At 61.9% G+C, this 14,691-nt stretch carries 21 protein-coding genes and 1 pseudogene; all 22 read right to left on the bottom strand.

From position 1 onward, the window contains the following. Positions 1 to 148: 148 nt before the first annotated feature. Positions 149 to 697, bottom strand: a pseudogene (locus tag WA157_RS17990) (IS5 family transposase); the annotation flags it as partial. 14 nt (positions 698 to 711) lie between these two features. Beyond that, positions 712 to 1,089 (bottom strand): IS3 family transposase, encoded by a 378-nt coding sequence (locus WA157_RS17985; protein ID WP_422622275.1) that lies wholly within the window; start codon positions 1,087 to 1,089, stop codon positions 712 to 714. After that, positions 1,086 to 1,385, bottom strand: a complete 300-nt coding sequence (locus WA157_RS17980) for a transposase (protein ID WP_422622274.1) — start codon at positions 1,383 to 1,385, stop codon at positions 1,086 to 1,088. The genes WA157_RS17985 and WA157_RS17980 overlap by 4 nt, the downstream gene beginning before the upstream one ends. Before the next feature lie 84 nt (positions 1,386 to 1,469). After that, complete coding sequence (locus WA157_RS17975; protein WP_422622273.1) at positions 1,470 to 1,874, bottom strand: hypothetical protein; 405 nt, start codon at positions 1,872 to 1,874, stop codon at positions 1,470 to 1,472. A gap of 796 nt (positions 1,875 to 2,670) precedes the next feature. Further along, the gene (locus WA157_RS17970) at positions 2,671 to 3,210 is read right to left on the bottom strand and encodes a DUF1697 domain-containing protein (RefSeq protein ID WP_422622272.1); all 540 of its coding nucleotides are present in this window, start codon (positions 3,208 to 3,210) and stop codon (positions 2,671 to 2,673) included. Between the two features lie 43 nt (positions 3,211 to 3,253). Then, positions 3,254 to 3,619 (bottom strand): hypothetical protein, encoded by a 366-nt coding sequence (locus tag WA157_RS17965; protein WP_422622271.1) that lies wholly within the window; start codon positions 3,617 to 3,619, stop codon positions 3,254 to 3,256. A 6-nt stretch (positions 3,620 to 3,625) separates the two neighbouring features. Further along, positions 3,626 to 5,281: a flavin monoamine oxidase family protein gene (locus WA157_RS17960; RefSeq protein WP_422622270.1), complete on the bottom strand. Its 1,656-nt coding sequence runs from the start codon at positions 5,279 to 5,281 to the stop codon at positions 3,626 to 3,628. Beyond that, positions 5,274 to 5,603 (bottom strand): 2Fe-2S iron-sulfur cluster-binding protein, encoded by a 330-nt coding sequence (locus WA157_RS17955; protein ID WP_422622269.1) that lies wholly within the window; start codon positions 5,601 to 5,603, stop codon positions 5,274 to 5,276. Before WA157_RS17955 ends, WA157_RS17960 begins: the two co-directional genes overlap by 8 nt. 48 nt (positions 5,604 to 5,651) lie before the next feature. After that, positions 5,652 to 6,509, bottom strand: a complete 858-nt coding sequence (locus WA157_RS17950; protein ID WP_422622268.1) for an SIR2 family NAD-dependent protein deacylase — start codon at positions 6,507 to 6,509, stop codon at positions 5,652 to 5,654. Between the two features lie 10 nt (positions 6,510 to 6,519). Further along, positions 6,520 to 7,686 carry a DegT/DnrJ/EryC1/StrS family aminotransferase gene (locus WA157_RS17945; protein WP_422622267.1) on the bottom strand — a complete coding sequence of 389 codons (1,167 nt, stop codon included), beginning with the start codon at positions 7,684 to 7,686 and terminating at the stop codon, positions 6,520 to 6,522. A gap of 2 nt (positions 7,687 to 7,688) precedes the next feature. Beyond that, entirely contained in the window at positions 7,689 to 7,949 is a 261-nt protein-coding gene (locus WA157_RS17940) for a hypothetical protein (protein ID WP_422622266.1), read from the bottom strand. Between the two features lie 11 nt (positions 7,950 to 7,960). Continuing rightward, positions 7,961 to 8,179, bottom strand: a complete 219-nt coding sequence (gene nifT / locus WA157_RS17935) for a putative nitrogen fixation protein NifT (protein ID WP_422622265.1) — start codon at positions 8,177 to 8,179, stop codon at positions 7,961 to 7,963. A gap of 43 nt (positions 8,180 to 8,222) precedes the next feature. Further along, positions 8,223 to 9,371, bottom strand: coding sequence for a cysteine desulfurase family protein (locus WA157_RS17930; protein WP_422622264.1), 1,149 nt, complete (start codon positions 9,369 to 9,371; stop codon positions 8,223 to 8,225). A 20-nt stretch (positions 9,372 to 9,391) separates the two neighbouring features. Further along, entirely contained in the window at positions 9,392 to 9,745 is a 354-nt protein-coding gene (locus WA157_RS17925; protein WP_422622263.1) for a hypothetical protein, read from the bottom strand. Then, positions 9,742 to 10,029, bottom strand: a complete 288-nt coding sequence (locus tag WA157_RS17920; RefSeq protein ID WP_422622262.1) for a nitrogen fixation protein NifZ — start codon at positions 10,027 to 10,029, stop codon at positions 9,742 to 9,744. Before WA157_RS17920 ends, WA157_RS17925 begins: the two co-directional genes overlap by 4 nt. A gap of 7 nt (positions 10,030 to 10,036) precedes the next feature. Next, a complete protein-coding gene (locus WA157_RS17915) occupies positions 10,037 to 10,444 on the bottom strand; it encodes a nitrogen fixation protein NifZ (RefSeq protein ID WP_422622261.1) in 408 nt (135 codons plus the stop codon). Next, positions 10,437 to 10,676 (bottom strand): hypothetical protein, encoded by a 240-nt coding sequence (locus WA157_RS17910; RefSeq protein WP_422622260.1) that lies wholly within the window; start codon positions 10,674 to 10,676, stop codon positions 10,437 to 10,439. Before WA157_RS17910 ends, WA157_RS17915 begins: the two co-directional genes overlap by 8 nt. A gap of 17 nt (positions 10,677 to 10,693) precedes the next feature. Further along, positions 10,694 to 11,101 (bottom strand): HesB/IscA family protein, encoded by a 408-nt coding sequence (locus WA157_RS17905; protein ID WP_422622259.1) that lies wholly within the window; start codon positions 11,099 to 11,101, stop codon positions 10,694 to 10,696. A gap of 26 nt (positions 11,102 to 11,127) precedes the next feature. Further along, complete coding sequence (locus tag WA157_RS17900; protein ID WP_422622258.1) at positions 11,128 to 11,322, bottom strand: 4Fe-4S dicluster domain-containing protein; 195 nt, start codon at positions 11,320 to 11,322, stop codon at positions 11,128 to 11,130. Between the two features lie 36 nt (positions 11,323 to 11,358). Further along, the gene (nifB, locus tag WA157_RS17895) at positions 11,359 to 12,966 is read right to left on the bottom strand and encodes a nitrogenase cofactor biosynthesis protein NifB (RefSeq protein WP_422622257.1); all 1,608 of its coding nucleotides are present in this window, start codon (positions 12,964 to 12,966) and stop codon (positions 11,359 to 11,361) included. Positions 12,967 to 13,186: 220 nt separating this feature from the next. After that, positions 13,187 to 14,383, bottom strand: coding sequence for an ATP-binding protein (locus WA157_RS17890; protein WP_422622256.1), 1,197 nt, complete (start codon positions 14,381 to 14,383; stop codon positions 13,187 to 13,189). 206 nt (positions 14,384 to 14,589) lie between these two features. After that, a partial coding sequence (locus WA157_RS17885) for a helix-turn-helix domain-containing protein (RefSeq protein WP_422622276.1) occupies positions 14,590 to 14,691 on the bottom strand: 102 nt, incomplete at its 5' end.

The raw sequence follows: 14,691 nt of genomic DNA, 5'->3' as shown, positions 1-14,691 counted from the left end.
TTCAGATCCCCTTATGAAATGAAGGGACCCGACTCTACGCGGCCGGTGAAATTTATGTGGTGCTCAGCGACGGACCTCCCAAGGCCGATGCCGCCGGCCGCCACATATGGACCAACGCCACATTAGGCATGAAATGTGGTCGACCACATTTCATCCCGAAATACCATTGCTGACCCTTGCGGGTTTGGTGCATCTCGGGGTCACGCGCCTTGTCCGCGTTCTTGGTCGAACTGGGCGCGCCGATGATGGTGGCGTCCACGATGGTTCCGGTGTTGACCTTGAACCCTTTGCTTTGCAGCACTTGGCCCACCTGAGCAAACAGAGCTTCACCGAGTCTGTTGTCGTTGAGGAGTTTGCGAAACTTGAGCATGGTGGTGGCATCGGGCACCGGCTCGCGGCCCAGATCGATCCCCACGAAGCGACGCAGGCTGGCGCTGTCGTACAGCGCTTCCTCGCAGGCCAGATCAGCCAGGTTGAACCAGTGCTGAGTGAAGTGAATGCGCAGCATGCGCTCCAGCCCAATGGGTGGGCGTCCATTGCCAGCCTTCGGGTAGTACGGCTCAATAACTTCGCACAACGCCGACCACGGCACGATGGCCTGCATCGTCTTGAGAAATTCCTCTCGCCGCGTGGGCTTGCGGTGTTGCTCGAATCCCGATCCTTGATCGGCTGCCATGGCAAGGGTTTGCTGTTTCATTGGCTATTAATGTTTTAGAACCGGTCTGCGCTGACCTTAATCAGCATTGCCTTAGGCGAAATCGGCAGCGCATGACGGCTGTCGGTTGTGTGCACGAATTTGCGCTTCCATACCGAGCGCAGTCCGTGCTTGCGCATCAGACGGCGCAGGCGGTAGATGCCAATCACGATCCCTCGCGAGGCCACTGCCGTGCGCAAACGACGACTCCCATAGGCCCCGCCACTCGCAGCAAACGCAGCCTTCATGTGCACGCTGGCTTCGCAAACCACAAGCTGGGCTTGGTCGCGCTTGCGGGCTGTGTAATAGCCTGAGCGACTAATGCCCAAGACTCGGCACATTTGGTTTACCGGCACGGCCTTCTGCTGCAGTTGCTCGACAAGCTGGAAGCTCATCGCAGTTCCCGGGCAAAGAAGGCCGATGCTTTTTTTAAGATATCCACATCGCCTCGCAGTTGCCGGTTTTCGGCTTCGAGCTGGCGGATACGCTGTTGCTCAGCGGTCAATGGCTTGCCGATGCCTGGCTGGCCGAGTTGTTCGGCATCAACCTGCGCGAGCCAGCGTCTCACGGCCGTCTCGCCCAGCTTCATGTCCCGACAAACCTGCCCAATGCTCAGGCCTTGGGCCCGGATCATTTCAACGACTTGCAGCTTGAAGCTCGCGTCAAAGACTCTTCGTTTTGATTTCGTCACGTTTATTTTCTCAGGTGATTTCCACCTATCTGTGTGTACGAAGTTATTAGATCAGGACAGGATGCGCTCGACTGTTGTCACCAACTACTTGGCCTTGGCCTTATACACATAGCCATTCTCAGATCTATGTTTTGACTTAAGTGGGTAGACCGTATCACTAGGATCGAAAATAAGTACGAGATTTCGATCTCTACAAAGGTCAAGACTGATGGTGTCCGCAGTAATCGTTACATTGCGCTCACAATTCATAAGACCCCTGGTGTTTGCACCCGTCGCGGTGATACTGAGCTTCGCGACAACGTCTTCCCCGCGATCCGCAAATATGGCGTCGGTCACTCCGCTGTTGCGTGTATCGGGATTGCTCCATTCCATAACCCACCCATTGGCAGGCTTGAGCAATATAGCCTTAAGGTCTTGAGCATTCGCTGATAGAGAACATGAGGCCGTGAGAATTATTCCGGTAATGGCTGCGGCGAGTTTCTTATTCATGACAGTATTCCTCTTAGCACTCGGTTGTTAAACCCTCTACAGGTGCAACCATTGTGGACCTAGACGTGAGGGTTGTATACCACTTCCCGCGCTCGACGAAGGCGGGCGGGGCGAGAACAAGACTTTGCATGTGTCCTCGTAACCCAACGCGTGCGGTTTGATTCATCCCGCCAGACGCATGATTGAACCTGTACGACATTGGCGAACTGAGATGCTCTGAAGCTGCCATTGGCGACCGACCGTTCTCGCTGCGTTGCGGGTACCCGCCTGGCTCCGCCGCTCACTTTCGATTTGGCGGCATAGGCAATGGTGACCAGCTCTTCAAGACTGAAAGTCGCTGGACAAAATTTCGGGCAACAGACCCGGAGCCGGGCCTGTTTGGGTAATGGTTGGAAGCCGTGACGCAGCCGATTGGATGCCTCCAGAGGTAGACACAGGCTACGTGATCTTGAAGACAGTGGATTGTTTTTGAGCCCGCAATTCTTTGTCGCCAACTTTGCCAATCCATGTGACGATGAGTTCGGTTGCTGGCACGTGTTGGCCTTAATTTATACGGAAACAGCCTCTAGCCCGCATGCAGCATGAGCTGGTAGCTATGTAATATGTAGCACTGTTCGCGCGCCATCCAAGCCGAACACCCAACTTCCAGTTCCCCCCTCCGCCTGCGGCGCGGCATGGTGTTCTGCGCCTTTCTGCTCGTCAAACGGACGGGCCAGTACGGTCAGCAGGCGCGCGCAGTTCCAGGCCGACCACCGCAACCAGGACACCTGGGTCACAGGTCGGCGTCGATGACCGCTCAAGCATGCTTTTTTACCAAACGAATGACCGTGTTCCAGTTACGCGTGGTAGCCGGGAGATCAAAGAGCTTCTCCAGGAAGGCATTCGGGCTGCCTGGTGTATTTCCGATCTTTCGGCAGACACTCATTGCCTCGCCGCTGGTAAAACGAAGCACTTCAACATCCTTGCGCTTGGACTCCAGTGGCACGGCCGGAAGGGCGCTGACCTTTGCATGGAGAAACGTTGCGCAGCATGAGTAGACGGCGCTCTGATCAACCGAAACGAATGGATCGAGCGCGATGAGCTCGCGTAAATACGCCAGCGACCTCAGGAAACCTGGCTCTACGAGGCCACATTCGCTTTGGAGTTGTTCTGCCGCCGCAGTAAGAATCCTGGTTGGATTGGACCTTGGCCTAGCTGTGAAGACGATCGTACCGTTGGTGAGAAAAGACTGCGCCTCAACCGCGTCGGCATCCAGGAAGGCTCGCTCAAGCTGGGTCTTGCTGGGGGACTTGGGTCGACCTAAGTTGACGTTGCGAAAGAAGACTGCGTACTTCATAGGCATCTATTTATAGCAGTTCGCACGCCGCCTGCGCCGCTGCTCACGCCGTCATTCGAAACAGCGCCGGCTGACTCTGTTGGTAGACGCGCAGCCACAGCAGGGTGGCGGGCACCAGGGATGCGCAGGCAAACCACAACGCCTCGTCCAACGACTCGCCGATCAGGCCCGAAAAGCGCGGGCGCAGCGCGTCCCAGCCGTCCCAGTCCAGCTCTGGCATCTCGGAGCGCGCAGCGGGTTCAAGCTGGCCAACGCTGTCGGCCAGCGTTTTCAACTGGCGCAGCACCTCGACGCGGGTGAGGCGCGAGCGCAGCAGTTCGTCCCGTTCCAGACCCTCGATCAGTGTGGCGACCGCGGTGCCGGCCTGTTCGATCAGGCCCAGCAGGGCCGTGTTGATGATGTGCGTCATAGGTCTTTAAATAATGGCCGCACTGCTGGCTTCCACCAGCAGTCGGGTATTGAGTTCCAGCGCGAACTCGCGCCAGGCGGCGGCCAGATCGAGCGTGATGGCGCGCAGCGTCTCGCCATCGGGCCGGTGTTCCTGCGGAAAATTGGACAGCGCGCAGGAGGTGCCGTTAAAGCTGAGCGCCGCATCCAGCAAGCCTTTGTTCCAGCCTTCGAACAGGACTAGCAGCGCGCTGGTCAGCGCATGGCGGCCATTGACGATCTCGGCGTTGGCGGCATCCAGTGCCGGCAGCAGCTGGTCCAGCCGCGCCAGGGTCTCGCTGTAGACCAGGTCGGCCGTGGCCAGCAAGGCGCGCTGCGTGAGCAGCTCGGTCTGCTGGCTCGACAGCAATCGTGTCAGATGCAGGCGGTAGCGTTCCGGCGCTCGCCCACGCAGCGCCAGCACGCTGGCGGAAAAAGTCCCGAAGGCGTGGGCGCGTGTGCCGTCGGCCACACCGGCCTGATGCAAGGCCGCTGGCACGGGGGTGCTGCACACGTTGGCGTTGGGTCGGCACACGGCATGGGCAATGCGGTCGGCTGATTCGAGCGTGCCTTCCATGTGGCCGGCCCCGTGGGCCGCCGTCTCGCTGCCGCCCAGGAACACCCGGCCCGCCCACAGCGGCTGACGCAGCAGGGGATCGGTCTGCGGTGGCTCGGGTGGTTTGGCGCGGTCGGTGGCGCTGCAGGTCCAGGGTTCTTGCGCCCAGTCCAGCCAGAACAGGTGGCCGTCCTGCGCCTCGGGACCGAACAGCTGGGTCAGCTGACTGTCGATCAGCAGCGGCAGGCCACGCTTGAAGTGTTCGCGCTGCGCCGCGTTCAAAGCGACAAAGCCGCCCAGGGCGCCGGCTTCGCCTTCGCCTTCGCTGACATCAAACACCTCGCCCAGCACCGCTTGCGCATGACGCACAAAGGCATTGCCCGAGTGGCCGGCGCTGCGCCAAAACGGCTGTGCGAACGTGCTGACTGCCTTGGCCTGCGCCGCCATCCAGGTCGGCGTGGCCGCCAGTGTCTCCCACACGGCGGGGGGCAGCGGCGGATCAAATTGAATCTTTTCGTGCACCAGGCGCGGTGGCAGGGCCAGCACCACCTGGCGTGCCCGCACCGGCTGCCCGGTGCTTGGCAGCAGCTCGATGAAGGTGCCCCGATCGCGCAGCGCTTGCACGGCAAGGCCGGTGCGCACGCAGCCGTCCGGCAGCGTGGCCGCCAAGGCCTCGACCAGGCGGGCCGCACCGCCTTGGATGCGGTGGGCGCCGACATGCACGCCGCCGGGCTCGACGCGGCGTTCGGGTTCGCGGTTGGGGTCGGTGAGCCAGAGCGCGTCACCCGGGTCATGTTGCGGCCCACTGGCCAGGCCCAGTTCGGTCAGCAGCGCGGCGATGCGCGGCTCGGTTTCAAGCCAAAACCAGGTCGGACCGAGGTCCAGCGCCTGGCCCGTGGCTTGGCAGTGCGCGGTGAACACGCGCCCGCCCAGACGTTCGCGCGCCTCGACCACTTGCACCTCCAGGCCACGCGCGATCAGTTGGCGCGCCAGCGCCAAACCGCACAGGCCGGCGCCGACGATGGCGACATCGAATACCCGGCTCACGGGGAGCGGTACCGGCGCGGCCATGGTGTCGGCGTCAGGCAATCAATTCCACGGTGATCGGCTCGGTACCGATCACGGCCTGGCAAGCCAGCCGGGAGTTGGAACTGATGCCGACCATGCCGTCGAGTTTTTCGTTTTCTGCGGGCTTGATCCTGGACAGGGTTTTGCGGCCTGACGTCACGAAGACGTGGCAGGCTTCGCACTTGGCTTCGCCACCGCATTTGGTCTTGATGGGCTCGCCGGCGGCTTGCAGGGCTTTCAGCAAGGTGGTGCCGGTGGCAACTTCATAGGACTTGCCGGACGGCATGACGGTCATGGTCGTCAGGGTGGTTTGTGTCGCGTCGGGGGTAGAGAGGGTGGTCATGATGATTTTTGAGTGAGTTGGGAAAGGAAGGGAAACAAGAGAAAGGTGTCAGGCGGCGAGGGCCGGTTGCATGGCTTCCATCAAAGCCTCGGCAAACTGCGCCAACGGCATGTCAATGCGGGTGATGTTCTGCTCTTGCAGAAAGCGCGCTTCCATGCGGGTCGGCTCGTCAGGCAGCACGGCCCAATGGCGGTCGGAGGATCGCTTCATGATCTGGCGCGCAAAACAGCGCGTCAGCTGGTCGTCAAAACGGCAACCGAGGAACAGAAAATGGCGGCCACTGCGCCAGGCTTGCACGGCGGCCGGAATCGGGGTTTGGATGTCAATCTCGGTCAGCACTTCAACAAAGTCGCTGTCCGAGACCAAGTAGTTGCCGGCCGGGCTGTGGCTGCCGATGGGCTTGTAGAGCAGTCGTGCGCCATCTTTGGGCATCTCTGCCAGCAAACCGCCATCGTCGCCGTAGACGCCGGTCCAATCGCCAAAATGCTCGGACTGCGACAGACCCTGCACCTGCGTCCAGCTTCCTTGGGGTCCCACTTGCGCCAGGGCGGCGGCCAAGGTGTCGTCATACCAGGTGTCCACCCACAGCTCGGCGCCGCTGGCGGCCAGCGCCAGATGCAAAGGCGAGGGCGCCGGCGTGTTGGCAAAAGCCTCGTTCATGAGATGCACCACCGACTTGCGGTGCTTGAAGTTTTCGATGAACTGCGCGGCCTGAGTCAGGCGCTTGCGGATCTTGTGCGGCACGCTGACTTTGCCGGTCATGCTCTCGGCCAACGCCAGCGGCGTGGCGGGCACCTTGAGCTCGCTGCACAGCGACAGCATGTTGGGCCCCAGATAGGGAATGATGGCGCCCGTGTCGAGGCTGCGGGCGATCTCGTTGATCAAGTCGTGGTTCGAAGCGGTCATGGTGAAGTCCTTAAAGGTAAATGGCCGCCCCGGCACCGACGTTGGTCGCGGTGTCCTTGAGCGTGGTGACGATGTACTTGACCTGGATTTCATCAAGCTGGGTGTGCAGCGGCAGCGCCAGCGCGCGGTCACTGATGCGGTCGGTGTCGCGCAGCAGTTGACCGCGTTGGCGGCCGATCGCGTCGCCGCTGTTCATGTAGAAAAATTGCTGGTGCAGGGGATGGCTGTAGGCCACGGCCTCAATGCCGCAAGATAGCAGGTCGTCGATCATCTGCGCGCGGGCACTGCCCGAGAAGCGCTTGCCCAGGTGCACTACATAAAGCATCCAGTGCACTTCGTCCACGTCCTCGCTGATGTAGGGCGGCTTGACGCCTTCAAAACTTTGCATGTGTTCCTGATACCAGGCCACCACCTGCTTGCGTTCAGCCAGCCGCTCGTCCAGGCCCGCCAGCTGGGCCAGCCCCAGCGCGGCGGTGAGCTCGCTCATGCCGGCCTGTAGCGGCACCCGCGAGCCGACCGAGACCGAGCTGCGGTCCGCGATGCGGCGCTGGCGCAGGTAACGCAACTCGTGCACCAGGTCATCGTCATCGGTGACCAGCATGCCGCCCTCGCCGGTGCACAGGGCCGATGGCGCCGAAAAGTCGAACACCGAAACGTCGCCGAAGGTGCCCACGGTTTGGCCCTTGTAACGCGAGCCCAGGGCTTCGCTGCTGTCTTCAATGAGCTTCAGGCCATGCGCATCGGCCAGGGCGCGCAGCGGTGCCCAGTCCGCCGGGTGGCCGTTGGTGTTGCCGGCCAGAATGGCGCGGGTGCGCGGGCTGATCTTGAGTGCGGCTTTTTCAGGGCTCAGGCTGCCGGTCCAGTAGTTGATGTCGGCGAACACCGGCGTGGCGCCGGTCAAGGTGATGGCCTGCGCCACCTGGTGCCAGGCGTGCGAGCTGCAGATCACCTCGTCGCCGGGACCGATGCCCAAAGCGCGCAGTGCAATCCAGGTGCCCAGCGTGCCACTGCCCACGGCCACCGCGTGCTTGCGTCCGACCCAGCCCGCAAAGGCCTGCTCAAAGGATTCGAGCATCGGGCCATCGCCCCAATGCGCCGACTGCAGCACGGCGCACGCGAGTTCGATTTCGCGGTCGCCGCATTCGGGCTCAAACAGGGAGATGACATCGATTTCCATGGCTAGTCCTGCGTCAGAATCAGCGCCGTCGCCTCGGAAGGCTGTTGCGTGATGGACCAGCAATGGCCGTTGGAGGTGGCCAGATAGACGCGCCGACGACCCAGCATCAGTGCCGGGGTCTCGTCGGACATGTCCATCGCATCGACCAGCACGACACGCATGGAGGGATCGCGCGCACGCCAGATCGCCGCCGCGTCGCGCAGCGACGAAGCCGCGCCGATCACTTCGCCAGCATGACGCAGGTAGTCAGCGGTCATTGCCATGATCAGTCTCCTCAATCCTCAGTTAACGCGAGGCGTCGCGCTTCGACCGTGATGGGCAGCGGCGTATCGGCCGGCATGGCCGGCAGATCGAACTGCCAGCCGTTGGCCAAGGTCACCAGCCCGCCCCACATGCCGGGGTTGGCCATGGAAACAATGGGTTCCTCCAGGTCTTTTTTGGGCACGTAACCGGTTAAGGTGCCCTTGCTGTCTTTGCGGATCATTAGTTTCATCATCGGCTCCTGGTAGGGGTAAACATAAGTTCAAGGGTTCGCTTTAAGGAGCAGTCAGCACTTCTTCATGCAAGAGCGGTGCCAACAATGGCGGCAGCGCATTCAATAAATAGGTCACGTCCTCCTGGGTGCTGGTTCGCCCCAGGGAAAGGCGTACCGCCGCCAGTGCCTCATCGGCCGGCACGCCCATCGCCGTCAGCACATGCGAGGGTTCGCTACCGCCCGAGGAGCAAGCCGCGCCGCTGGATGCGGCCACGCCCAGGCGCTCCAGCCGTTGCAGCACCACATCCACCGACAGCTGGCCAAAACGCAGATAACTGGTGCCGGGCAGGCGCGGCACAGCGCGGGACCAGATGTGCGTCTGCGGCAGCGCACGGGTCAGTCCAATCTCCAGCGCGTCGCGCAGCTGGGCCACGCGCGCGGCCTCCGCGGCGACGTCGCCCAACAGTTCCAGCGCCGCTGCCAGGCCCACAATGCCGGCCAGGTTCTCGGTGCCGCCGCGCCGACCGCGCTCCTGGCTGCCCAGCGTCTGCGGTGCAAACGGAACGCCCTGGCGCAGCAGCAGCGCGCCGACGCCTTTCGGACCCTGCAGCTTGTGGGCCGACAGCGACACCGCGTCCGCACCCCAGGTAGAAAAATTGAACGGCTGCTTGCCGATGAACTGGGTCGCGTCCACATGCAGCCGTGCGCCGGCCGCCTGCGTCAGTGCCGCGACCTCAGCCACCGGCATCAGGACACCGGTCTCGTTGTTGGCCGCCATGAGCGAGACCAGCGCCACGTCCGGGCCGATCAGCGCTTGTGCTGCCTGCAGATCGAGCGTGCCGTTCGCCAGCACCGGGAGCAAGTCCACTTGTACACCGGCTGCCGCCAGGGCGCGCGCCAGGCGCAGGTGGCCGGCATGCTCGACGCTGCTGAACACGACGCGCCGACGCTCGGGCGGCGCCATGGCGAGCAGCCCGCGCATCGCCATGTGGTTGGCCTCGGTCGCGCCGCTGGTAAAAATCACCTCCACCGGTTTGCAGCCCAGCACCCGTGCCACCGTTGCGCGCGCCGCACTCAGGGCACGTTTGGCCTCTTGCCCCAGCCCGTGTTGCGAGGAGGTGTTGGCCCACAGGCTGGAGAGCACCGGCAACATGGCGGCGAGCACCGCTGGTGCGGGCGGCGTGGTGGCGTTGTGGTCGAGGTAAATCATGGTGGCGGCCGCGCTTTGGCTCAGGGCCAGAACTCGCGCTCGGTGTCTATGCACAGCGCGTCCAGCAAGACATCCAGCGGCTCGTTCTGAAAGCGCGAGACCCAGGTGTTGTTGACGTGGTCACGCGCACACAGGCACCAGCGTCCGCCCTCATGCGGGATCAGCAAGGCAATATCGATCAGGCCGCCGCTGGGGTCCACATTGCGCGAGCAGCATGGGCTTTGAATACGGAAATTCCCGCCTTCACGCAACACGCGCGGCTGCACATAGCGGTAACGCACGCGTTCCCGCAGGGCCCGCTCCAGGCGGTGCTGCATCAAGTCCCGCACCTGGCCACGGGCCGGCGCAGTTACAGCAGCCGCGGCCCTGTTCACATCAGTTCCTCGGTCTCCGGCAGCAGGCCGTGCGGCGCGGGAACCAGTTCAATTTCAAGGCAGCCGACCACGCAGCCATCGAACTGCACCAGGTACACCGGCTCGTTCAACTCTTGCGCATGGCCTACATTGACGATTTCGCCGACCGAGCCGCGTGCCGCCAGCATCGCATCGACCGGGCGTTCGGGGTAGCTGCCGTCGTTCACCAAATCGTCCAGCGCAATAACGCGCTGGCCCCAGGCATAGGCGGGTTCGCGGGTTTCGATACCGGTCATGGCATTCATGATTTCCTTAGTCAGTTGAGGACAGAGCTTGTTCACTTCGTGTACTGCGGTCTGTCCCGCAAGGTATCAACGATGTGGCAGATCCGAGTACTTGCAGCGCGGCGGACTTTTCCCCCAGCTGTTCCAGCACGTCGTCGGGCAGGTTGTCCAGCGTGCAAATCTCCTTGGCCCGCATGCCGACGCGGTGGCCGGACTCGACGAAGTCCACCGCGTAGATATAGAACTGCTGCAAGAAGGTGTTGATGTTGATGACGTAGCCGATCTCGCCCTTGTTCACCAGCACCTCGCCGATGTCTTTGCCGTTGTAGGTGCCGTCGTTGCGGACCACTGAGCGCGCCACCACCCGCTCGCCGTAGCTGAAGCGCGGCGGGGAGGCCAGTTCGATCACGTCGTCGTCGCGGTTGATGTCAGCCATGGGCGCCTCCAATCCACCCGCGTACCGGGTAGGCCGTGCCGGTTTCGCTGTCATCGCCCTTCTCGCGGCGTACCAGGACGTGCTGCAGCAAGGGCAGTGCCTCCAGTGGACGATCACGCAACAGCCCGGCCTGCGCGATCAACGCCTCCACCTGCGGGCTCAAGCCCCCGCCGAGGGCGCTGGCGGCAAAGGCCGACCAGTCGTCATCAAAGCTTGGGCTGATCGCATCCATGGTGATGCCTGCGCGGGTCAGGAGGCCAGGATGGGCGCCGTTGGACGGCCACGCCCTATGGCACTGATCTCGATCTTGGTGACGCCGACCTTGGGTGCGGTCTCGGCACTGCTGCAGGCGCAGGCTTCCTTGTTGGGGTCGATAAAGGACAGGCCGGACTGGGTGGCGGTTTCGGTGAAGTCAATCGTGATGCCCTGGAGCATCAAGCGGCTCTCGGCGCCCAGGAACAGGCGCACGCCACCGACCTCCAGCAACTGCTCGCCCGCCTGGGGCGCGGCCTCGGCGCTGAACTCGGATGAGTAGCCCGAGCAGCCGCCCGGGGTCACGGCCAGGCGCAAGCCTGCGCCTGCGGCCAGGCCGGAGAAACGCACGATGCGGTTGATGAATTTCGCCGCAGCGGGGGTGATGGTGACGTTGGGCAACATGATGTTGAAAGTCCTGTTGAGTGGGTTCAGACTTTGATGATGCAGCCGTCCACTGGACAGACCGCAACACACTGAGGCTCATCAAAGTGACCCTCGCAATCGGTGCACTTTTTGACGTCAATGACGTAAGTGCCGTTTTTCTCGCGAATGGCGACGTTCGGGCATTCCGGCTCGCAGGCAGAGCAGGCGGTGCAGGTGGATGCAATGATCTTCATGGGCATGGTGGCTCTCCAGTAAGGTTGAGGGGTGAATGGAATTCAGGCAGCCAGGGCGATGCCGCTGGCCAGGTTGGTGTAGGCGCCCTGGCGGATTTGCGCGTCGCCGCGGTGCTGGTGCTCAATCGCACCGCTGGCGATGCGGGCACGGTAGTCGTTGAACCAGTCCAGCGCGGCTTTCTCGATGAACTCGCCGACATACTGATCGACCGGTTCGATGCCGGCTGCGATGAGATCGTCCTTCGGGCAGGCGCCGATCTTGGCCACCAGCACCGCATGGCAATCGTTGATGGCGCGCACGACCGAGGGCAGTTGTTCGTCGTCGCCGACGCCGCCCTGGCAATACTGGTCAACCCGGCGGTGACCCACAAACAGCGCTTCGGTCGATGAGACCTGGAACACCTGAAATTCGGTGACATGGCCGAAGTGCTCGTTGACGCGGCCGCCGCCCTTGGTGGCGACCGCCACCAGGACCTGGAGATCGTCCCCCACCTTGATGGCGCTGGATGTGGCTAAGGCCTCTTGCTTGGCGGTGTGCTGGGCCTGGCGCTCGACCTCGACCTTGTCCTGGTAAGTCTTGCGTTTGTCGAGGTCGTAGACCACTTCCATCTGTTCCAGTTTGTCGAGCGTGAACTCCTCGCTGCGGTCTTCGCCCAACAGGCCGACGGCATCGGCGCGGCACTGGCGGCAATGCCGCATGAGGTTGGCGCCGCCCATGCAGGCATCTTGCACCGCCTTGAGTTCGGCCGCGCTCGGGCCGCGCTGGCCGGTCAGGCCGAACACGGTGCCGTGCTCGGCTTCGGAGATCAGGGGCATGATGTTGTGCAGGAAGGCGCCGCGTTTCTTGACCTCGCGGTTCACTTCGATCAGGTGCTCGTCGTTGATGCCGGGAATCAGCACCGAGTTGATCTTGGTGAGCACGCCGCGCGCGGTGAGCATCTCCAGACCCAGCATCTGGCGCTCGTGCAGGATCTTGGCGGCCTCATAGCCGGTGACGCGTTTGTGGTTCCAGAATATCCACGGGTAGATTTTTTCGCCGACCGCCGGGTCCACCATGTTGATGGTGATGGTGACGTGGTCGATGTTGTACTTGCAGATTTCGTCCACCATATCCGGCAGTGCCAGACCGTTGGTGGACAGGCACAGCTTGATGTCCGGGGCCTGCTCCTGCAGCATACGAAAGGTATCAAAGGTTTTCTTCGGGCTGGCCAGCGCATCGCCGGGCCCGGCAATGCCCAGCACCGTCATTTGTGGAATTTCGCTGGCGACGGCCACCACTTTCTTGACCGCCTGCTCGGGCGTGAGTTTTTGCGACACCACGCCCGGACGGGATTCGTTGCTGCAGTCGTATTTGCGATTGCAGTAGTTGCACTGGATGTTGCAGGCCGGCGCGACGGCGACGTGCATGCGGGCGTAGTGGTGGTGGGCTTCTTCGGAGTAGCAAGGGTGGTTCTTGACCTTGTCCCAGATCTCTTGAGGCATGTCGTCCGGGCCGGACGACGTGCCGCAACTGGCTTTGCCTTCGCCGCCCTGCGTACCGCAGCCGCTTCCTGCTTCTGGCAGGTCTAGCTTGGTTCCTAGTGATTTGATCTGACCAATGCTGACATAGGTCTTAGCCGGGCTGGAATCGCGGTGCGCGCTTGCTTGCATGGAAACCCTTTTCGCGACCGACCATGGCCGCATAAGGGTTCTATAGCTATATTCATGCCATCCGAAAACCGGTGTTTTTGCCTTGGCTTTGTAGGATGTGGCACATAGGACTGGCTGGCACGCCGTGCCATTTCACGGTCTGCTGTCAGTGATGCGACAAAGATGACACAAGCGCCTGTCGGTGGGGGATGGGGCTTGACGCTGGCTTCCTTGTTTTGGGTCAGAGACTGGCGGCTGGAACGGCCAGAATGCGTTCACTCAGCCAACGCGGACGTTCGTCGTTGTTGATCACCAGCCCAAGCTGGCAGTTCTGGCTTGTGACAAATTCCGTCAGGGAACGCAGCGCTCGCTGGTCAGAGTGTGGTGTGAGTTTGATTTCTATCGGCAATAGCCCGGCAGTGCCAAATTGACCTTCCAGAATCAGGTCGATCTCGGCACCACCACGGGTTCGGTAATGAAAGGGCTGCACCTCTATCCCGGCGTTTTCGAACCCCCTGAGCAAGGTTTCCACCACCATGCCCTCCCAAGATTTGCCAACTACCGGATGGGTGGCCAGCTGCGTGGTGTCCGGGATGCGCAGCAACCGATGCAACAAGCCGCTGTCGCGCAAAAAGCCCTTGGGATGCTTGACCAGTTGCTTGGCCGTGGAGCGATCCCAGGCCGGTATATGCCGCCACAAAAAGGTGTCATGGGCGATGCCCAGCCAGTCGCGCACCGTGGGCTCACTGACACCCAAGGTGCGGGCGATGTCAGCGTTATTGAGGATATTGCCGGAGTGCTGGCTAAGCAGGGTGATAAATTGCCGAAACCGATCCCGATTCAGGTTGGGAAACAGGGCACCAATGTCCCTGAGCAGATACGAGTCAATGTAGTGGCGCGCCCAAAGGCTGCGGAACTCCTCACTGTCACTCAACCAGGGCTCTGGATAGCCACCGGCAAACCAGTAGTCTTGAACCTGTTGCACGGTCAGTCGCGCAGCGGCGGCGGCCAAAATGTCGGGCATGGGCGCATTCTGGGTGAGCAAGCGGTAGAGGCTGGATGCAGGCAGCTGCCACGCCTCCGCCAAACTCAAGGGTGCCAACTCGATACGTGCCACCCGTCCGGCCAGGCTCTCGGACATCTGCCGAGCCAACTCCGGGCAGCTGGAGCCAGACAATAAAAATCGACCTTTTTTGGAACGATCTCGGTCGATTGCAACGCGCAATGCCGAAAACAAGGGAGGCGCCAGTTGCGCTTCATCGATCACCAGCCGGTTGGGGTGCAAACGCAAGAATAAATCCGGGTCGGCCAGCAATTGCTGCCGATCGGCGGAGTTCTCCATGTCGAAGTGCTGCCAAGTGCCAGGCAATGTGCCCAGCAAGGTCGTCTTGCCGCATTGCCTCACCCCGGTCAGCACGACACAAGGAAAATGAGCCAATAGGGTTTCCAAATGTGCTTGCAGGTGTCGGGGTAACATATATGTAATTTCTAAACTCTGAGTTTACAATTTACATAATTCTAACGACTCAATGGTCCTCGTGCGTCGATAAGCTTTGCCGTCCAAAGCTTGAGTCCCCGCGTGCCAAACGGGGAGGACATTGAGCGCTCTGGCAATGTCCGACGCGATGGCCCATCCAGGACGCTTCAAAATTTCCTGACCTCAATCCCGTTTTTTTGCAGCGCGTAGCCCATCTGGCGTGGCGATATCTTCAGCAGGCGCGCGGCCTTGGCCTGGACCCAGCCGCA

The organism is Rhodoferax ferrireducens (genome assembly GCF_049302455.1).
GTDB classification, from domain to species: Bacteria; Pseudomonadota; Gammaproteobacteria; order Burkholderiales; family Burkholderiaceae_C; genus Rhodoferax; species Rhodoferax ferrireducens_B.
The sequence above is the reverse complement of the archived record's forward strand: the minus strand, read 5'-3'. Positions and strand labels throughout refer to the sequence as shown.